This window comes from Asticcacaulis aquihabitans, from assembly GCF_032490435.1.
In the GTDB taxonomy this organism is placed as follows: Bacteria; Pseudomonadota; Alphaproteobacteria; order Caulobacterales; family Caulobacteraceae; genus Asticcacaulis.
Genome location: NZ_JAVGWM010000002.1, coordinates 293,195 through 314,120, shown reverse-complemented (window position 1 = coordinate 314,120; position 20,926 = coordinate 293,195). Strand labels below are relative to the sequence as shown.

Annotated in this window: 13 protein-coding genes; 9 read left to right on the top strand and 4 right to left on the bottom strand. The window is 57.6% G+C overall.

The features are described from left to right. Positions 1 to 35: 35 nt before the first annotated feature. The 3 genes from RCJ00_RS08310 to RCJ00_RS08300 form a co-directional block, all read right to left on the bottom strand. Positions 36 to 2,471 (bottom strand): TonB-dependent receptor plug domain-containing protein, encoded by a 2,436-nt coding sequence (locus RCJ00_RS08310; RefSeq protein WP_316221335.1) that lies wholly within the window; start codon positions 2,469 to 2,471, stop codon positions 36 to 38. Positions 2,472 to 2,662: 191 nt separating this feature from the next. Beyond that, positions 2,663 to 3,868 carry a cystathionine beta-lyase gene (gene metC, locus RCJ00_RS08305; RefSeq protein WP_316221334.1) on the bottom strand — a complete coding sequence of 402 codons (1,206 nt, stop codon included), beginning with the start codon at positions 3,866 to 3,868 and terminating at the stop codon, positions 2,663 to 2,665. Positions 3,869 to 4,053: 185 nt separating this feature from the next. Next, the gene (locus RCJ00_RS08300; protein WP_316221333.1) at positions 4,054 to 4,533 is read right to left on the bottom strand and encodes an Lrp/AsnC family transcriptional regulator; all 480 of its coding nucleotides are present in this window, start codon (positions 4,531 to 4,533) and stop codon (positions 4,054 to 4,056) included. A gap of 405 nt (positions 4,534 to 4,938) precedes the next feature. Here RCJ00_RS08300 and RCJ00_RS08295 point away from each other — a divergent pair, with 405 nt between their 5' ends. From RCJ00_RS08295 to RCJ00_RS08260, 8 genes are all read left to right on the top strand, one after another. After that, on the top strand, positions 4,939 to 7,689 hold the full coding sequence (locus RCJ00_RS08295) for a TonB-dependent receptor (RefSeq protein WP_316221332.1): 2,751 nt from the start codon (positions 4,939 to 4,941) through the stop codon (positions 7,687 to 7,689). 229 nt (positions 7,690 to 7,918) lie between these two features. Next, complete coding sequence (locus tag RCJ00_RS08290) at positions 7,919 to 8,308, top strand: RidA family protein (RefSeq protein WP_031238284.1); 390 nt, start codon at positions 7,919 to 7,921, stop codon at positions 8,306 to 8,308. Then, the gene (locus tag RCJ00_RS08285; RefSeq protein ID WP_316221331.1) at positions 8,309 to 9,460 is read left to right on the top strand and encodes a hypothetical protein; all 1,152 of its coding nucleotides are present in this window, start codon (positions 8,309 to 8,311) and stop codon (positions 9,458 to 9,460) included. Further along, positions 9,453 to 10,223, top strand: coding sequence for an SDR family oxidoreductase (locus tag RCJ00_RS08280; protein WP_316221330.1), 771 nt, complete (start codon positions 9,453 to 9,455; stop codon positions 10,221 to 10,223). The genes RCJ00_RS08285 and RCJ00_RS08280 overlap by 8 nt, the downstream gene beginning before the upstream one ends. Further along, positions 10,223 to 11,500: a type III PLP-dependent enzyme domain-containing protein gene (locus RCJ00_RS08275; RefSeq protein WP_316221329.1), complete on the top strand. Its 1,278-nt coding sequence runs from the start codon at positions 10,223 to 10,225 to the stop codon at positions 11,498 to 11,500. Before RCJ00_RS08280 ends, RCJ00_RS08275 begins: the two co-directional genes overlap by 1 nt. 15 nt (positions 11,501 to 11,515) lie before the next feature. Next, positions 11,516 to 12,991 (top strand): N-acyl-D-amino-acid deacylase family protein, encoded by a 1,476-nt coding sequence (locus RCJ00_RS08270; protein ID WP_316221328.1) that lies wholly within the window; start codon positions 11,516 to 11,518, stop codon positions 12,989 to 12,991. A 24-nt stretch (positions 12,992 to 13,015) separates the two neighbouring features. After that, positions 13,016 to 14,302: a sugar MFS transporter gene (locus RCJ00_RS08265; protein ID WP_316221327.1), complete on the top strand. Its 1,287-nt coding sequence runs from the start codon at positions 13,016 to 13,018 to the stop codon at positions 14,300 to 14,302. Positions 14,303 to 14,344: 42 nt separating this feature from the next. Further along, entirely contained in the window at positions 14,345 to 15,232 is an 888-nt protein-coding gene (locus tag RCJ00_RS08260; RefSeq protein WP_316221326.1) for a MurR/RpiR family transcriptional regulator, read from the top strand. Here RCJ00_RS08260 and RCJ00_RS08255 read toward each other — a convergent pair. Then, positions 15,219 to 17,201: an alpha-galactosidase gene (locus RCJ00_RS08255; protein WP_316221325.1), complete on the bottom strand. Its 1,983-nt coding sequence runs from the start codon at positions 17,199 to 17,201 to the stop codon at positions 15,219 to 15,221. The genes RCJ00_RS08260 and RCJ00_RS08255 overlap by 14 nt on opposite strands. 307 nt (positions 17,202 to 17,508) lie before the next feature. On the opposite strand from RCJ00_RS08255, the gene RCJ00_RS08250 reads away from it, so the two are divergent. Then, positions 17,509 to 20,904 carry a TonB-dependent receptor gene (locus RCJ00_RS08250; RefSeq protein ID WP_316221324.1) on the top strand — a complete coding sequence of 1,132 codons (3,396 nt, stop codon included), beginning with the start codon at positions 17,509 to 17,511 and terminating at the stop codon, positions 20,902 to 20,904. Positions 20,905 to 20,926: the final 22 nt, after the last annotated feature.

Below are 20,926 nucleotides of genomic sequence, written 5' to 3'. Positions count from 1 at the left end.
GCTTTACAGGTCTGCTTTACACGCCTAGCCGATGGCTACTTCTTCCACGACAGGCGGGCATAGTAGTAGCCGCCATAGCCGCCGAAGGGGGAGTAGGCCGCATAGGGTGAGCTGCCGATGGTGTTGGCGATCGTGTTCTTGTCCGGATAGACATCGAGCAGGTTATAGGCGCCAATAGCAAAACGGTAGCCGTCGCCGAACTTGCGCGACAGTTCCAGGTCGGTGATGTACTTGGCGCCGAATTTTTGATCGGTGGCGCTGGTCGCTCCCAGCAGATTGAACTCGCCATACCGGGTTTCCTTGATGCTTACCGCGTAAGCTCCGGCGGTCCAGTCTGCACCGAGGATCACCTTGTCCTTGGGTTGCAGTTCGGTGATATAGCCCTGGGTTTGGCGATCGAACAGGGTCAAGCCCAGGCCCGCCAGGGCGGCCGGCGTGTCCGCGATGTGGCGGATTTCGGTTTCGTTGTGGTTATAGCCAAGAGTCGTGCGAAGGGTGCCAAAGCGCGCGGTGGCAAGTGTGTAGGTCGCCACAAGATCGACCCCCTTGGTCGTCGTATCTATGGCGTTGGCGAAGTATCGGACATACTGATTGCCGGAGAAACCGTTGGCGATCAATATCGTCTTCACGCCCGCGCTGGACAGAAGGCCAGTGAGCTGTATCCGGTCATCAAGCTCGATCTGATAGGCATCGAGGGTCAGGGTAAAGCCGTGGCCGGGCGTCAACGCGAAGCCGCCGCTGTAGTTGCGCGATTTTTCCGGCTTGAGCGGCTGAGCGCCGAGCGCAACGCCGACGGGAGAGTCGGTCTTGACGATCTTGGACTCGATCAGCTGGTAGGTGGTGCCGACCAGGTTGAACTGGGTGCCGGTCTGCGCATATCCCATTTGGGCCAGGGACGGCGCGCGGAAGCCGGTGCTGGCGGCGCCACGGACCGTCAGCCAGTCGGTGACCTTGTAGCGGGTCGAGATCTTGCCGCTGACGACATCGCCTGCGCTGTCGTCATAGGTTTCAAAACGGGCTGCGGCGGTAACCAGCCATTTCGGCGTTACATCAAGCGCCAAATCGACATAGGCAGCCGTAACATTGCGCGAAATGTCGGCTTCGTCGCTTGGCAGGACGATAATGGCACCTTGAGCCCCCGTCAGGGCCGGCTTTCCGGCATTGGTGCCGCTGGTGTAATAGTAGCCGCCGTTGACATAGGCTGCCTTGTCGAGCGCATGGGTCTGGTAGTTCTCGTGACGGAATTCTGCGCCGGTCGACACCTGGAGCGCCTTGCCGCCGAACACGTCGAAATGCCGCGTCAGGTCGAGATTGGTCGTCCACTGATCGAACTGGGAGCTGTAGGTTTCAAAGCGGGTAGGGCTTGCCGCGCCCAAAGACGCGTTGATGGAACTGTCGGCGCCGTTGATCACATGGTCGCGGCCGAACGTGGTCCCCAGATTGCTGTCCCAGCCCTTGAAGGTGCCCTTGACGCCGGTCGAGACCTGGAAGTCATATTCCTTCATCGTATAATAGGGCGTGAAGCCGTTGGGATAGATGGCGGTGATATTGCTATTGGCGTTGGGCTTGCGGCCGGCCTGGCCCGCGCGGCCATCGCGCGTCGTAACTGTGGTGACGGCATAGAGCTGCGCATTGTCGTTCAGCGGAAGAATGGTGTTGGTGACAAGATCCAGGCTGTGCACCTCGGGCAGGCCGCCCTGATAGGTGCGGCGATTGGCCGAGGCTTCGCGCGGGTCGGGCTTGCCGCCGATCGTGTCATAGAACGTACCGGTGACGTCTGAATTTCGCACGACCTTGTCGGCCGACTTCAGCGCCAGGGAGACGGTTGTCGAGCCATCGTGCGGCAAGGCGAACCCTTGCGAAGCCTGCACGGAAATCGTGGTGCCGTCACCTTCGAAGCGCTGGCCGACTTCCACGCTGCCAGCGCTGCCGGACTTGTTCGACTTGAGGATAATGTTGATGACGCCGGCGATGGCGTCGGAACCGTACTGAGCCGCGGCACCGTCACGCAGGATTTCAATGTGGTCGATGGCGCTGGCCGGGATCAGGTCGATATCCACCGGATTGGCGCCGGCGGACACATTGCCGGAGTTGAGATTGATCAGCGAGCTGTTGTGGCGGCGTTGTCCGTTGACCAGAACGAGGACGTGCACGCCAGACATGCCGCGCAGACCGGCCGGGCGGACAATGCTGTCCTGGGACGAACTGCCGACCGACATAGACTGATAGGACGGCACCAGTTGGGTCAGGACGTCACGCAGTGGCATGCTGCCGGCCAGTTTGCCAATCTGGTCTGCGCCGATGATGTCGATGGGCGCCGGGCTGGACGTGACCGTGCGAGGCTTGCCGCGCGAACCGGTGACAATGACTTCGGTGGTGGTATCGGAAGTGGTCGCCGATTGGGCCATGACCGGTGCGGCGATGAGGGCGGTGAGAGCTGACGCGGTCAGCAAGGTGGTGCGTAAAGACATGTTATCCCCTTAGATTTAACCTAGAATGCAATGGATGTAAGGGACTTGGGAGCGCACCTTACGGCCATTTTTAGTGTTACGTGCAGACACATTTTTATTATTCAGTAGCGTCAGTGTTCCAAATGGTACACTGAACATATAGAAAATCCCCACCAGATCAATTTAGATTTATTGACATGAGGGTTTAGGCGTCAGGCGGCGCTGGCATCCCGGTCTGTGACCAGGCTTCCCAGATTCAGGCTTCCCAGGGCCTGGTCAAGATCGGCAATAAGGTCGTCAACATTTTCCAGGCCGATATGCAGCCGGATCAGCGGTCCGAGCTCGGACTTGGAGCGGCAAACACGTTGGGTCAATTGGGGGTTGGCATTGATGGCAAGGCTTTCGAAGCCGCCCCACGAATAGCCCAGTCCGAACACCGACAGCCGATCGAGGAAGGCCTCGACCTGCGGCGCGAACCGGGGCTGGAGCTCCAGACCGATCAGTCCATTTATGCCGCTGAAATCGCGGGCCCAAAGAGTGTGGTTCGCGTCATCAGGCAGGGCGGGACACAGAACGGACCGCACCTGGGGCTGTCCTGTAAGCCACTTGGCGACAGCCAGGGCGGAAGCTGCATGATGTGTCATACGTGTGTGCAAAGTACGCAGGCCGCGGATCGCCGCATAGGCGTCGTCCGGTGACACCATCCAGCCGACTTCCCGATATGCGGTCTTGAGCCGGGCAGCCGCGGCACCGGTCGCGGCCGCGCATCCCATGAAGACATCGGAATGACCGCAGACATATTTGGTAAGGGCTTGCACGCTGACGTCGACGCCGTGATCCAGCGGTTTGAACAAAAGACCGGCGGCATAACTATTGTCGATGACCGTGAACACGCCGGCATCGCGTGCCAGGGCGGCAATGGCGGGCACATCCTGTATTTCGAAGGTCAGGGAACCGGGCGACTCCATGAATATCACGCGGGTCTTCGGCGTGATAAGACCAGCGATATCGTTTGCGCCCGCGGTGGGCGCGTAATAGCGGGTCGTAACACCCAGGCGCGTCAACATGCCGTCGAGAAACCGACGCGTCGGGCCATATACCGTGTCAACGGCCAGAACCTCATCACCGGCACTGGTCAGGGCCAGCAAAGCACCGGTGATGGCGGCCAGGCCGGAGGGATAAAGGGTAACGTCTTCGGCGTTTTCCAGTTTTGCCAGCATGTCGCGTAACAGGGTGTGCGTTGTCAGGCCGCCACGTCCGTAGGTCTGTTGCGATTTGTCATAAATCTCGCTGGCTGACGACAAAAGGAGGGTCGAGCCCCGGTGTACCACCGGCGCGGCAGTCTGGCGTGCTGCGCGGCCGTCGGAATGACTGCTGATCAGCCGAGTGCTAAGAGACAGGTTGGGTGAGGACGACATACGCAGGACCAGATTCCATGTGGGTGTGAGAGAACCCTAACACGATCCATCGAAAAAAATCTCCACCGTTTTTCAGACGAATTTGCCAAGATTGTGGTATGAATGTTCTAGAAAATGGTCAAAAATGCAAAAATAAATGACTAAAGTACATTTTTATCTCTGTTCCATTTGGTACACTTTTACAATCACGATGTCGCCTTGAGGGGAAGGGCGGTCGTATGCTTGATCTCTTCCATGGCGAATGCGGAACTGACGTCGGTAATCCGAACCTGAGAGATGAGGCGCTTGTAGGCCCGGTCATAGGCGGCCATGTTTTCCACCTTAAGCTTGAGCAGATAATCGACTTCACCGGTCATGCGGTAAAACTCGACGACTTCCGGCATTTTGTGGACGACCTCGGCAAAGTGGCTGAGCCATTCCTCGCTGTGCTCGCTGGTCTTGATGCTGACGAAGACAATCAGGTCGATCCCCAGCCGCGCCGGGTTCAGAAGCGTCACCCGGCGGCTTATGACCCCGTCTTCTTCCAGGCGCTTCATGCGGCGCCAGCAGGCGTTCTGCGATAGGTGGACGATCTCGGAGACCGCCGCGACGGACAGTGTGCCATCCTCTTGCAAGGCACTCAGAATGCGAACATCGGCGTCATCGAGGGCAACACGGTCTGACATGTAACGTTCCTGCAAGAGATGGAATGATTGCTTCGGCATATCCGAGGGTGGTAAATAAAAGTTACGCGGCCCACTCTCCTGTGTCGAGACTGGCAAGTGTATTTGTTCAGCCTCAGTTGCGGCATTACCTAACGGGCCAACGACTGACAGTGTCGGCAAATGCGGGTCGAGGGGACTAAATCCCGGATGTTGGACCTCGCAACCATTGCGCATCAGAGCGCGTGTAAATACGCCCTGAGATTGAACTGCGTAGTTTTAATGATGTAATTTTACAACATTTGTGAAATTCCCAGAGAGCCGACACTGAATTGGCCACTGAGATGATTGACAGCGTGTAGTTTAAGTAACTTAACTAATGTAATTACGCTACATGGCGTGATCTCACTCATAGGGAAGATGAATGCGATGAAAAGGATTTTGCTGGCTGGGGCTGCAATGGCCACGCTAATGCCTATGGCCGCGATTGCCCAAACGGCCGCACCCGGTGCGGCATCAACCAATGCGGCCGATCCGGCTACAGAAGTCATTGTGACGGGTATTCGCGCCAGTTTACGTAATTCACTTCAAGCCAAGCGCACGGCTGAGGCGGTGGTTGATTCCGTCACCGCGGAAGACGCCGGCAAATTCCCGGACACAAACATTTCTGAATCTCTGCAACGCGTACCCGGCGTGGCCATACAGCGCAATGCCGGGGAAGGGCAATTTGTCTCCGTGCGCGGCTTGGGGCCAGAATTTAATAATGTCCTCGTCAATGGTCGCACCATCCCGACCGACAATCAGGGCCGCGAATTTTCATTCGATGTCTTGTCCGCTGATCTTATCTCGCGCGCTGACGTCTATAAGACGTCATTGCCGGAGTTGCCTGAAGGCGGCATCGGGGCAACCATTAACATCCAGACTGCAAGGCCCCTGGATACACGCGGGACTCATGCAAGCGTTAATGTCTTTGGCTCGTATGACTCGCTGACTAAAGATTATTCGCCGAATATGAGCGGCATCTTTTCCTACGCCAATCCGAGCCACAATTTCGGCGTCGTCGCCTCCTTGTCCTACACCGACCGGGAATCCAAGCAAAATTCAGTTCAAACAGATGTCTGGGTGTCTCGTCCGGCGACGGTCATTACCGGTTCGGAATCTTCAGTCGGTCTGCCGGCCAGCGCTGCGACGACTCAGACCTTCCTTATGCCGAGCAATCTGGGCTTTCACCAGCAGGAGGCCTCGCGGAAGCGTGTCGTGGGTAATCTTACCTTCCAGTTCAAGCCGAACGACGACTGGCTGATCACGATCGACAGCCTTTATTCGCGCCTTGACCAGAAGATGACGGATTCGATTTACAGCGCCTACTTCAACCCTGCCTTCATTAATCCTGTGATCGCGTCGGACGGCACTGTCCAGAGCTTTACCCGCCCGGGAACGACCTTCGTTGCCAATAACCCCGCGTTGGCGTCACAAGTGGGCGCGTCTCAGAATGACAACATCGTCACGACCAATAATCGCCTGGCCAACACCTACGTCTTTGGGGTCAATTCAAAGTGGACGGTATCCGATACGCTCAAGGTTGAAGGCGACCTGTCCTTTTCGCGGGCGACAGGCACTGGGGTGAATCCGTATATCGTCATCGGCGAGCAATCGGTTAATGGCCAGACCTTTACTCTGAACGCGGGCGGCAAAACCCCAATCCTGACTATCCCGGATACGGTCACCGACCCCAGCCTGATGCGCTCGCACTGGTCGGGTATCAGCGGAAGCAGTGTCAATGACAATATCCTGGATGGGCGTCTTGAGGCGAAGTGGACTCATCACAAAGGCTTTTTCAAAGGGTTGACCGTTGGTATCGACTACTCCGACCGCGAAAAAACAGACGCTTATTCGTCTTCGCCTTATGGATGTGCCTACTGCGGCTACCATTATGCTGCCAATCCGGCTTTGCTGCAGCTGCAGTCGTTCAACAACTTCATAAGTGGTGTCCAGGTCCCCGTGGCGGCACACTTCACCTATGATCCCAATGCCGTTGTAGCCTGGCTGCAAGATCCATCCAATCTGGCGCACTCTAATGATCCGGCGACGGCGCTGTCCTTCCCGGGCGGTCCCCTTACGCCCGTGCCTCAACCCTCCGGCACCATCGACGTCACTGAAAAAGTGACATCGGCCTATGTCGATAGCAACTGGTCGGGTGACAACTGGTCGGGCAATATCGGCCTGCGCTATGTCAACGTAAAATCGCAATCGGTAGGGTACGGCACGCCCTTGCTCACAGCCATAACCAACTATCCGGCCGATTCAAACTACCAGTTTACTTACGGCACGCCGACCCGCCTCACGAGCTCCAATAACTACTCGGACTTGCTGCCCTCCGCCAATCTCAAGGTCAGTCTGACCGAAGACATGCTGCTCCGGTTTGGCGCGTCTCGCACACTGACGCGGCCCACGCTCACCGACCTGGGTATCAGTAATACCTATGGCGGCTACTATGGCGCCCCGACCTCGTCCGGCGGCAATCCCGACCTGAGGTCGATGCATTCGAACAATTACGATGTGTCCTGGGAATGGTATCTGTCCAAAATCAACTATCTGGCCGTGGCCGCGTTCCACAAAGATGTGACCGATTTCATCGAGACGACAACGGTTTTACAAACGGAACCCGTCATTCCCGAAAAGGTCTATGATACGCGTCCGCGCAATGGCGCCAAGGGGACTATCAACGGGTATGAAGTCTCCGCTCAGTACGCGCTTGATGAGACCGCCGGTTGGGCGTCTGGCTTCGGCGTGTCGGCCAACTATACCCATGTCGATGCGACGGCGGTCCGATCCGATACCGCCAACACATGTGGCTATGACGGTTTGTCTCCCGATTCATATAATGTGGCCGGCTTCTACGATAACGGCACCATTCAGACGAGGCTCGCCTACAACTGGCGATCTGCCTTCCTCGTGAACTGCTTTGGCTCTGGCGTCCTGCCGAGAAACCGTGCGGCCTACGGTCAGATGGACTTCAGCCTTCGCTACAATGTCACCGGTCAGATTCAACTCTATGTCGATGGTGTCAATCTGACCGACAGTCTTGTTAAAGAGTATGAGGTGGATAAATCGCACTTCCTCCTGCTGGAACAGGATGGCCGACGTATTAACTTCGGCGTGCGCTACAAGTTCCAGTAACATAAGCAGAATAAAGGCATCCGGACCGGCAATCCCGGCCCGGGTGCCTTTTGTTGACATGCATGCGGTGCGTTTTTAAGGCCGGCGACAGGGCCATCCAAATAGGTCAATCAGCACGTGTCAGACTATTGACACCCATTTTATGTGTAGTTTATATTGTGTAGTATAACTACTTTTGCGCAAACGGGTGGGTACTGATTATTGGGTGCCGCCTGGAACTGGAGACACTATGACCATCACCCGAATTGGCGATCCAAGATCCGGCAGCGGGGGGCAGATGCTCCCGTTTTCGCAGGCGACAGAGGCGGGCGGCTTTGTTTTCGTCTCCGGCCAGGTCGGTTTTGACGCCAGCGGTGAGATCGTACAAGGCGGTATTGTTGCGCAAACAAAGCAGACCATGGACAATATTGTGGCTATCCTTGCCAAGGCCGGATGCACCTTGGCCGACGTCGTGAAGGCCAACGTCTGGCTTGACGACACGCGCGATTTCCAGGCCTTCAACCGCGTCTATGCCAGCTATTTCGATGGTCAACAATTGCCCGCACGCTCTTGCGTCCGGTCGCAGATCATGATCGACGCAAAGGTCGAGATCGACGTCATCGCCTATAAGGCAAAGTAAATGGTGGCGGCTGTCTATGCCTATCCATGGAATTTTCACGATCTCGACGGCGCGGTTTCACGCGTCCGGGCGATCGGAGCCGATGAAATAACGCTGGCGGCCAGCTATCACGCCGGCAAGTTTTTGCAGCCCGGAGATGTCAAGGCTCGGGTTTATTTCCCGGAAGACGGAACGGTCTATTTTCGCCCCCGCAAGGCGTATGGATTGGTCCAGCCGAAAATGTCTGCCCTGACGACAGAGCACGATATATTGGCAGACCTGTGCGCACGCGACGATATCGCCGTAAATGCCTGGGTCGTCCTCAATCATAATACGCGGCTGGGCATGCTTCATCCGGAGCTTACGGTCCGCAATGCCTTTGGCAACGGCTATCCGTATAGTCTGTGCCCGTCTCAAGCCGAGGTGCGCGCCTACGCGGTGACCCTGTGCAGCGACATGGTGGAAAATTATCGCTTGAAAAGCCTGTTGCTGGAAACACCCGGTTTCCTGACCTATGGCCACGGCTTTCATCACGAGTTCGCGCAGGTCGAACCCAATGCCTGGCTAGATGCTATGCTTGGCCTGTGTTTTTGTCAGTCATGCCGTGCTGGTGCCGAGCAGGCCGGGATTGACGCCTCGGGCCTGGCCCATCGCATATGTGCGGCGGTGGACGGTTGGTTGGCGGGGGCAGAGGCCTCGTCGCTTGACCATTGGAACGAAAACGATCCGGATCTGGCCGCCTATCATCGCTTCCGCTGTCAGGTCGTAACCTCTTTGGTGGCTGATATTCGCGCCGCGGTTACGCCGACCGTGCGCGTCAAGGTGATTGCCACCTGCCAGCGGCCGCACGCCACGGCTTATCTCGAAGGCCATGACCTGACCTTACTCGACGCGGTCAGCGATGGTCTTGAGCTGCCGCTATACCAGTCTTCGCCTGAGGCTGTGCTGGCGGACGGGCGCTATGTTCTGGGGCGCGTGCCGCCATCCCGTACCAGTGTCATTCTGCGGCCGGGCTATCCGGACATGACTCGGGAAAGCGATCTGACTGAAACGCTTGACGGCCTGGAAGCTCTGGGGCTGTCAGATTTTGCCTTCTACAACTTCGGCATGTTGCGTGAAATGAACCTGGACTGGCTCAAACGCGCACTGACAAAAAAGGTCCATTATGTTTGATTTCAGCGGAAAAGTCGTCCTGATCACCGGGGCGGCCGGCGGGATTGGCCAGGGTTTGTGTGACGCCTTCCTGGGCTGGAATGCCACGGTGCTCGCGCTCGACCGGGATGGCGACGCCTTGGCCCGTATGGATACGCGCCTGAAGACTGTCGCGGTCGACCTGACCGATCTGACGGCGACCAAAGCGGCGATAGACGGCCTGATGGCCCTGAGCGGTCCGGTGGACATTCTGGTCAACAATGCCGGCGCCGCCGCCGCGACCTCGCTGGCAACCCTGAAGCCGGAAGACTGGACACACGATCTCGCGATCAATCTGAGCGCGGCGTATCACTGCGTCGAAGCCGTGAAGGCGGCGATGTTCGCACGCAAGGCCGGCGTGATTATCAATATCGGTACGGTCAATGCGGGTCTCGCCATAGGTCACCCCGCCTACAGCGCGGCCAAGGCGGGCTTAATAAGCTATACCAAGGCCTTGGCCGTGGAATATGGCCCGCTGGGCATACGCGCCAATCTCGTCGCCCCGGGTACGGTCAAGACCCAGGCCTGGGCGGATCGCGCGGCGAAAAAGCCGGAAGTCTTCGACGATCTCAAAAAATGGTATCCGCTGCGTGATTTCGCAGATCCGAAGGACATCGCAAATGCGGTCGCCTTCTTGTCCAGTGATCTTGCCCGCATGATTACGGGCGTGGTTCTGCCGGTTGACGCAGGCCTGACTGCTGGCAATCCCGTGCTGGCTGCCGAGCTCACCCTGGAGCGGTTCTGATGATCCTTGATCTTGAGCCAATCCTCGATTTACGTCTCAGCGGGGGGATAAAAGGGCTGCCGGCATCGGCGGACGGGCTGAGGCTAGGTGAGGTTGGGGCACGGGGGTGGAACCTGCTCGACGGTTCAATTCCCCTTCCGGCGGCGATTGTACGCAGTCGTGTACTGGCGGCCAATCTCCATGTTTTTCAGGCCTATATCGATCAGGCGGGCGCTAAATTGGCGCCACACGGCAAAACGAGCATGTGTCCGCAACTGTTTGATCGGCAACTGGAAGCCGGCGCCTGGGGGATGACGGTGGCGACCTTTTCCCAGGCAATGACGGCTTTGACTTACGGCGTCAAACGGCTGCTAATCGCCAATGAGTTGGTTGGGGAGGCGGAGATCCGGGCGCTTGCGGCTCGTCAGGACGCTGCGCCTGATAGCTTGATAATAAGCCTGGTCGATAGCCTGGCCGGCGTCGAACGGCTTGAAGCCATTTTGGCGTCCGCGGGGGCCATTCGGCCGTTCGAGGTGCTGGTTGAACTGGGGATTCCCGGTGGCCGGACGGGTGCGCGTACGCGCGACATTGCTCTCGCCGTTGCGCGCCGGGTGGCGTCGTCGCCTATGCTCGTCCTGCGCGGCGTGGAGGGATATGAGGGCCTTATCGTCTCAGGCGATGCGGCGGAGGATGCCATCAAGGTCAATGCCTTCCTCGATGACCTTTTGGGTGTCTTCACCATCTGCCGGGAGGAGGGTCTGTTCGCGGGCGAGCCCATCCTGAGTGCGGGGGGATCAGCTTATTTCGACCTGGTGGCGCGCGGTTTGAAGACCGACGGCCTCACGCCGCTGCTGCGCAGTGGCTGCTATCTGACCCACGATACCGGCTTTTACAACCGATTGCTCGCCCATGTCGGTGAACGCGGTGTGCTGGGCCAAGCACCCGCTCTGAGGCCCGCACTGGAAGTATGGGCACAGATTGTCTCCCATCCCGAACCGGATCTGATCATCGTCAATGCCGGTCGTCGCGATTTGTCAGATGACGCGGGATTACCGAAGGTCGAATATCACGCAACCCCAGGCCCGGGCGCGTCTGCACAGCCTGTCGAAGGCTGGTCGTTTTTCCGTATGAATGATCAGCACGGCTATATTCGTCTGCCCGCCGGCGCTTCAGCGCGCATTGGCGACTATGTCGGCCTCGGTATCTCTCACCCCTGCACCACGTTCGACCGCTGGCCTGTTCTCCTTGAAGTCGACGACGCCTATGCCGTGACCGGCGCCCTCAAGACGTTTTTCTAAAGAGTCGTTATTTTCATGTCTCCAATTCCCGCCGATATTCTCCTGCTGAACGGCCTCGTCTTCGACGGTGGCGGCGATGCCCCCTATGTCGCGGACATCGCGATCCGTGACGGTGTCATCGCGGCCATAGGCCAACTCGGCGAATTGCCATCGCGCCAGCATTTCGATCTTGCGGGCAAGGCGGTCGCGCCTGGATTTATCGACGTTCATTCTCACGATGACTATGCCTGTATCCGCCAGCCGGAAATGACGGCCAAGATCAGCCAGGGCGTGACCACAGTCGTGGTCGGCAACTGCGGTCTATCGATCGCCCCCTTGCGCTTTCAAGGTGCGCCTGAAGAACCCTTCAACCTGCTGGGGGACGACAAAGCCTTCTCGTATGCCAGCTTTGCCGACTATGCGAAAGCTATCGATCAGGCCCGTCCGGCCGTGAATGTGGCGGCATTGGTCGGCCATACAACCCTGCGCAAGATCTGCATGGCCGACCTGGGCAAGGCTGCGAGGCCAGATGAGCGTAGGCACATGCAGGCCTTATTGGCCGAAGCCTTGGAAGCTGGCGCCACGGGCCTAAGCTCCGGCGTCTATTACGCCCCGGCTGCCGCCGCGGATGTCGATGAGCTTACAGCTCTCGCGCGCACCGTCAGTGACCACGGCGGTGTCTATGCGACCCACATTCGCAGCGAATATGACGGCATTGCTGAAGCTTTAGAGGAGGCGTTTACCACCTCAAGCCCGGCGCAGACGCCGCTGATCATTTCGCACCACAAATGCGCGGGCGTGCGCAACTGGGGGCGCTCGGCCGAGACCCTGGGCCTGATCGACAGGGCGGCCAAAACGCAGCCAGTGGCTATGGACACTTACCCCTACACGGCAGGCTCCTCGGTGCTTAATCCCGACCTGTGTGATGGTGAGATCAAGGTTTTGATCAATTCGTCCGAAAGCCATCCGGATCAGGCTGGACGTTACCTGAGTGACGTTGCCGCAGATTGGGGCATAGATGAGCGAGAGGCGGCGAAACGCCTGCTCCCCGGTTATGCCTGTTATTTCCAGATACACGAGGACGATATGCGCCGCATCCTGGCGCACCCGCTTTGCATGGTGGGGTCTGATGGGCTTCCCAATGATCAGAATCCGCACCCGCGCCTGTGGGGCACCTTCCCGCGCGTGCTCGGCCACTATGCGCGCGACCAGAAACTGTTTTCGTTGGCCGAAGCCGTCGCCAAGATGACGGCGCTACCCGCGCGCCGCTTCGGTTTTCATGACCGCGGCCGTCTGGCCGTGGGCATGGCCGCCGACGTCACTGTCTTTGATATGGACACCGTGGCTGATCGCGCCACTTTTGAAAAACCGATCCAGATTTCAGCCGGTATCGACGAGGTCTTCGTCAACGGCGTGCACAGTTGGTCGCACGGAGAGGGGCTGGCGCGTGCCGGCGGTTTCCTGTCGCACAGGACAATTCCAGCTGAGGCTGCCGCCGTCGCTGGTGAATAACAACAAAATAAAGGGAAACAGAGCATGCCGACACCGGGACAATCGTCTGGACAATCTTCCGCAGGGGCGGCGCTTGAGACCACGCCCTGGGGCTCTGTTTTCATGTTTTGCGGCCTTTTCGCCATCTTTGGCTTTGTGACCTGGCTCAACGGGCCGCTGATCACCTTCTCCAAACTGGCATTTTCTCTAAGTGACATCGAAGCCTTCCTGGTGCCGTCGGTTTTTTATCTCTCTTATTTCTTTCTCGCTTTGCCTTCGGCCTTTATCCTGCGCAAAACCGGCATGAAGACCGGCATGGCGCTAGGCTTGCTGGCCATGGCTGTTGGCGCAGCCGGTTTTGGCCAGTTCGCCTCCATGCGTCTATTCCCGCCGACGCTCGTTTCGCTGTTTGTTATTGGCGCCGGCCTGTCCCTGCTGCAAACAGCTTCCAACCCCTATATTTCCGTCCTGGGTCCGATCGAATCCGGGGCGCAACGCATCGCTCTGCTCGGCATTTTCAACAAGCTGGCAGGGGCCGCCGCTCCGGTGCTGATCGGCACATTTATTCTCAATGGGATTGGTCATATGCAGGCCCAGGTGGATGCCGCCCCGACCGCTGCCGCGCGCGACCTGCTGCTCGATGCCTTTGCCGCTCGTATTCATCTGCCGTACCTTTTGATGGGTGCGTTCCTGGCCGTCATTGCCGTCTTGGTCTATAAATCACCCTTGCCCAATATCAGTGATGACGCCAACCCCGGATCGGGCAAGAGCTTTGTCGCCGCCATCCCGCAGATGTTTTTCGGTTTTCTGGCCATCTTCTTCTATGTGGGCGTCGAGGTCATGGCTGGTGACGCCGTCGGCACCTATGGCAACGGCTTCAATCTGCCGCTCGACCAGACCAAGTTCTTCACCAGCTTCACCATGGTGACGATGCTGATCGGATATCTCTGTGGTTTGGTCGCCATTCCGCGGTTTATCAGCCAGGAAAAGTATCTCACCTTCTCGGCCGTGCTCGGTATTCTGTTTAGTGTCGGCGCCTTTCTGACCAAAGGCTATACCTCGGTAGCCTTCGTCTGGGCGCTTGGCTTTGCCAATGCCATGATGTGGCCGGCTATCTTCCCGCTGGGTATCCGCGGCTTGGGGAAGCTGACCGAGTTCGGGGCGGCTTTTCTCGTGATGGGTATCATTGGCGGCGCCGTCATTCCGCAACTGTTCGCTCATTTCAAGGACCAGTACGGTTTCCAGCTCGTCTTTCTTTGTCTGATGGTCCCCGCCTATCTGTACATCTTCCTTTTCGGTTTGTTTGCGGCACGGCTGGCCAAGCGGGGCTAACAGTCTGTTGTAAAGGAATGCAATTTTGCTACAACGAACAGCATGACCGTATTGAATGACATCCTCACGACCATTCGTGACCGCGCCCCGCATGAAGATGGCGTAAATCTGAAAATAGGCGAAGAGATCCTGCGTGATCCGGCCGCCGTCGTTGATGTCAGTATAAAAAGCTTCGCTAACCGCATTGGGGTTAGCGAGCCTTCAATCATACGCTATTGCCGGTCCATAGGGTGCGAAGGCTTCAAGGAATTTAAAAAATATCTCGCTCAGTCTCTCGTTCTTGAACAAAAATTTTCCAAGGCGACAGCGGCAGAAGCGGGCGGTGATACGGGCTTGCAAGGCGGGGATGAGCGGTTTGACCGCCTCAGCACCAGTGTGGCCATCGCCTTAAGATCGGTGAGTGAAACCGAGCATTTTGAGCAAATCGACGCCGCCGCGAAAGTGGTGATGGCGTCATCCATGATCGCCGCTTTTGGCGTCGGCGGCAGTTCAGCCATACTGGCGATGGAAGCACAAAACCGCTTTTTCCGGCTGGGACTGCGGGCGGTCGCGCACATAGACAGTTATATGCAGCGGATGACAGCCGCGACCCTGAAAAAAGGGGACTGCGTGCTTATTGTATCGTCGACGGGACAACCTGATACCCTGGCGGAAAGCGCGCGCATCGCCCGAAGCTACGGCGCGACCTGTATTGCCATGGCCCCGCTGAATAGTCAGCTGGCGGGTGTGGTTGATATTCTCATCCCCATAGAGCTCGCCATGGATATTCCGTACCACCAACCAAATCCGGTCCGGTTCGCGCAACTGTTTGTGCTCGACTGCATCGCTGACCGCGTGGCGCTCATGATCGGCAAGCCGGCAAGTGAGACGCTGAGACGCGTCTCTTCGGCCGTCTCGCTGCAGCAACACTATCTGCCTACGGGTGACTAGCCGGCGTCAGTTCGAGTGTTTTCACCTCAAATGGCTTGAGATGAAGCGTGACGGGCTGTCCGGCATAAAGGGTCATATCCGTCGCCTTGGCGCCTTGCCAGGGCGTACGTGCGTCATAGACCTTGGCCGCGTCCGCAGGCAACTCCAGAGCAAGGCCGATGTCGAGGGCAAAGTCCTGGCTCTTGTCAGAAGGATTGCGCAGGGTGATGATGCCCTTCTGCGGTGCCCAAGCGGCCCAGCCATAGACCTCAAGGCGACCGGGATCGCCGCCAATCCAATGGGTGTCCTTTAGAACCTCGGCATTCGCCCGGGACCATTTTGCGCCTTCGGCAAGAATATCCCAGTCCGAAGCGCTGAGTAGAGACGGCGTGATATACATTTCCTGCAAGGCCGTTCCGCTGCCGAAATAGGAACGCACCTCGTCGCCAAATTCGTGGTTTGGGTCCGTGTCGAGACCCAACGCATGCTGGGCGTAGATGACGCCGTGCAGCATGACAGAGTTTAATGGGAACAGAGGACCGCCGATCACAATATTTTCGTATTCTTCGCGATCGCGATAGGTCATCCAGCGCTGACGTGGGGTACCCACGCCGGCAAAGGCGTGATCCTGACCGCCGCGCCAGATCGAATCGGCATAGTGCAGCCAGGCTGGCGACGGGTATGTACCGGTCGTGACATTGATGAACAGGTCCGGTTGCGCGGCACGCAAATCGTCGATCAGGTGAATGGCGGCGTCAAAATCACTGTTGAACCGGCTACCGGGAAACACCTTGTCCGCATTACCGGTGCCGTCCAATTTGAACTGGTTGACGCCTTGCCGCGTCACGAGGTCCAAGGTCGCCTTGCGGAAATCGTCGTAGTATTTCGGACCTGACAGGGCAAAGCCGCCCTCGACGATCTCGTAGCCTGTGGTTTTACCCTGGGCGACGCGTGCGGCCTTGCCCGTATTATAGCCGCCCCACGGCGATAGCCAGACACCGGGTGCTGCGCCGTACTTGGCGGCGGCATCGCGCAAGGGGACGAACCCGCGCGGGAAGGCTTTGCTGAAGTTCCAACTGCCCGACAGGTCGTCCCATCCATCATCAAACAGGAAGGAATCCAGCTTCACACCGCGTTTGACGGCCAGTTCGGTGCCGAAGGCATTGATACGGTTTAACGCATCGGCTTCCGTGTAGGCAGAATCATACCCGATATCGTACCAGGAATTATAATGCAGGAACGTGCGATAAGGATGCGCGCGTTCGGCTTCGATATAGCCGAGAAAGTCCCGGCGCAATTGGCCGGGCGAACTTACACCGATCACCGCAGAAATTGTCAGGCTCTGGCCCTTACGCAGGGGTAGAGCGTTATCGAGCCAGACGGACACCTTGTCCTCTTCGACTATGGCCCGACTATTGGCCAGCGGGTTTTCGAACATGATATAGTCATTGCCGGCAATGACGGGAGACCCCGCCACCTTGCCGGACACCTCTGCGCCCGGTGCTATTGTTTCCAGCAGACTCACCTTGGGAATCATCTCGTCCCGGGTCAGGGCGGTAATGGTTACGACTTCGCGCAAGTACTTGGCATTTTCGGGCTGCACCAACCGCCAATCAATACGCAAGCGACCGTCCTGAGTGGTGAAAGTCCCCTGGACCTGTTGCTGCGGCCTTGTGTCTGACAGCCGTGACGCCTTCGAATCACCCGGTACAGTGAGCAAACGCAAAGAACCGGTCAGCTGAAGATCGGCCAATGTCACCGTCGAACCATCGCTTAACGAGAGTGAGACCGGGGAGGGGACGCTTAAGGTCCTGCCGGTCAGCTTGTCGATAAAGCGAACATCCGAGACGCGATTGTCACGGATCGTCCATGTCAGGCCGCTGGTGGCGTTGCCAAGAGATTGTACAGGTTCTTCCGCAGCGGCGGTCCCTATTAAAGTCGCCGCCGAAAGGATTGCCAGGACAGAGGCACAGATGTTTCGCGCTGACATGCAAGTCTCCGTATATGTAGCGTTGCTACACAATATGCGCTACAGTTTTTGGGTAATGTCAATTCCTAAATACGGCATATCGCAAGGCGACCGTGTCGGTTGGTTATTGAGCCAGGCTTTCTTTATGCCGCTCAGCAAGCCCGGGCCGGAGCCTGAATACCCAGAGTTGCCAATCTGCAACAGGCCCATCTCAATTGTAATATAATTATAACAAATTTTTAACAGGGTTTGACATTTGTAGCGAGTGTAGCATTATTCGTGTAGCTTATGTAGCTAGGCCAACGACAAGAAGAAGGGGTGAAGAAGGATGAATAACTCGAAGAAACAAGGCGGTGTATCGCGAGCCGCACTTGCGTTTGCGCTGTTTTGCGGACTTTCAGGAGCGGCGGGGCAGGGGCTTGCCGCGCCTCAGGACACCAAAGCGACTGCAGATACCAAAGCAGACGAGGGCGATAAGACGCTAGACACGACCGTTGTCGTTGTCGGCTCCCGACAAGCGCTCAAAACGGCCCAACAAACCAAGAAATCAGCCGATACGGTTGTCGACTCGATCACCGCTACGGATATAGGCGCCTTTCCGGACAAATCGGTTGCTGAGGCGCTGCAACGGGTGCCGGGTGTGACGGTCATGCGGTCGGTCGCGGGCGGGGACGTCATGCACTTTCCGGCCGAACCGACGGGCGTCATTATTCGCGGTCTTCAGCAGGTGAAATCGGAATTCAACGGTCGCGACATCTTCAGTGCGGGGTCGGCATCGGGTCTGAGCTGGGAGGATATCTCACCTGAAATGCTGTCGGGTGTTGACACGTACAAGAATCTTACCGCCGATATGCTGGAAGGCGGGGTTGCGGGTACGGTCAATTTGAAAACGCGGCTCCCCTTCGATCAAAAAGGCCAATTGGTTTCGGCGACGTTGGAGGCCGACTATGGCGATCTCAGCAAGAAATGGACGCCGAATGGTTCCGCGCTGTATTCCAACCGCTGGCATACGGAGTTGGGGGACTTCGGTTTCCTCGCCGATATCGCCTATTCGCAAATTGAAACCACCAGCCAAGGTGCGATTCTGCCGCGCATGATGCCATTTGCGGCTGGAACCTATACGAGTAACATGAACTTCATCCCGTCGGGGATCAGCTACAACGACACGGTTTATGACCGTACGCGCAAAGGCGTCTCGCTGGCGGGCCAATGGGCCAGTACGGACAACCATTTCAAGGCGACACTCCAATACAATAAGTCGACCTACGAAAACACCTGGAACGAAAATCAGTTGCTCAGCTACTGGGCCTGGGTTGATCCCGCAACCACGAACGAATCGACGGTCTGGACCGATGGCTCGCTTATCGCGCCACCCGATGCGCCTGGGCTTGGCATCAATCAGGCCGGGGGCGGCACGCCATTCACCTTCGGCGCCGATGGCTTATTCCAGAAGGGTGTCATAACAGCGTCCGCAGGGGGCTGGGGCTATGGCGCAATTGCGGACTGGGGCGCGGACCCGGTGTCCTATGCGGCGGGATCGACCGACCAGTACGGCACCTATAGCCAATACGGCATCAACAAACCGGTCTATCAACCCTGTCTGAACTCAGGGGTGACGCACGCCAACCAGCCGTGCCGATTGGCCCCGTCTGTCAATCTGGCCACCCGCTACAGCACGGAAACCCGGACGGTCGAGGACACCGCGCTTAATTTCGTCTGGACGCCAACCGACAGGTTAAAACTGACCTTCGATGCCCAGCATGTCCTGTCGGTCAATACCCACTACGACATCACCTATCGTAACGGCACCTACGCCAATCTGGCGGTCGATCTGACGGGTGATTTGCCAAGGCTGAACTTTGAACTGCCGTCCGGGTACAATGTGGTCGGCACAAATCCGTTGTCCGACTATCGCAATTATTTCAATGAATCGATCATGGATCACCTTGAAGACAGCAAGGCCTCCATGAATGCCGTTCGGATCGATGCCGCCTATGCCTTCGACAATCCCTGGTTCAGCGAAATCAGAGCCGGTGTTCGTATGTCCGAACGTGACCAGCTCAACAAATGGTCGGCTTATAACTGGCAATCAATCTCCAGCAACTGGGGCGCCAATCCGGCCGATTCCTTCCACCTTGATGCTCCGGCGACGGCGAACTTCGCCGGCTATCCCGGCACCTACTGGCAGACGACCGCGTTTGGTACAGACGGCCTGCTTAAAGGCCTGATCGGGCAGAACACGTTTGTGACCATCAAGCCGGATTACCTCAAGGACATCAACCTGATGGAATCAACCTTCGGGATGACGGCGCAATCGGCGAACGGAAAGACTCCGTCTTCCAACTGGGATCCGATCTGCATGCGCGCCGCCAATATCTCCGGCACTTGTTTCCAGCCGGGTGAAATCCTGAATGTAAAGCTAAAGCAGGATTCCGCCTATGTCATGATGAAGTTCGGCGGTCCGGAAGCGGTCGTATTCGGAGACATTACCTTGTCAGGTAATATAGGTGTCCGACTGGTCGAGACGAACCTGACCAGTGTCGGGGCTGTCAATTTCGCCGTCCCGTTCACCAGTGAGGAATTGACCTGCCTGCCACTGAGCCCGGAACAGATCGCGGCCCTTGGGCCCAATCAGTACGCCATCTCACCGGGGTGCCTGGCCCGGAATTCCCTGGCGGATCAGTCCTTCTCGAACGGTGGCTTTGCTAGCTCGACGGTCAAGACCAAGCATACCTATACTCTTCCCAGCCTCAATCTGAGGTTCTCGCTGCCGGACGGTTGGATTGTGCGGTTCGCCGCCTCGCGCGGCATGTATATGCCTGACATAGGCCTTCTCAAAAACTATACAACATTGCAGCGTAGCTACGTGCCGCAGTCGGCCATTGCTGTTGGTAATCCCAGCGTCGTTCTTAACAGCGCCGGCCAGCCGGTGAGCTATATCTACGGCTATTCAGGCAGCACGGGTAATCCCCGCCTGCGGGCAATCCAGGCAGATCAGTTCGATCTGTCGGTCGAACGCTACTTCGCCGAGGTTGGGTCATTCAGCTTCGATATCTTTAGCAAAAAGTTCTATGACTACATTCAGAACGGTACGTTCGTGGTCCCCATGACCAATAATGGCGTCACGCGCAATGTGGCTGTCAATGGTCCGGTGAACGGGGATGGCGCCAGCGTAAAAGGTTTTGAAGTGGCTTATCAGCGCTACTTCACCTTCCTGCCCAAGCCGTTTGACGGCCTAGGCATCCAGGCCAACTACACGCACCTGCACAATGAAGGTGTCAAGAACGCCAACCTGACGCTCGACACGGCGGATGGTTCCACCATTACCCGTTCCGCTCAGGAAGGCATGATCAATCCCGGACGCCTGGAGCAGCTTTCAGATGACTCCTACAATTTGATCCTGATGTACGACAAGGGCCCCTTCGGTGCCCGGCTGGCCTATAACTGGCGATCGAAATATGTCAATTCGGTCAATGATTGCTGCATCGGCTTCCCGGTTTGGAATGCGGCCGAAGGCTTCCTGGACGGGTCGCTGCGCTATGCCCTCAACACGCATACAGAAATCGATCTCCAGGGCACCAACCTACTCGATACCCGGCCTAAGATTTATCAGGAGGTTCTGGGACCAACGGCCGCAAACCCAAACCAGGCGCCTCTGTTCCTACCGGCGGGGACGTTTGCTTTCGATCGTCGCATCCAGGTCAGCATACGCCTCAAGTACTAGCTCCCACCAGCGTCGGTGGGGG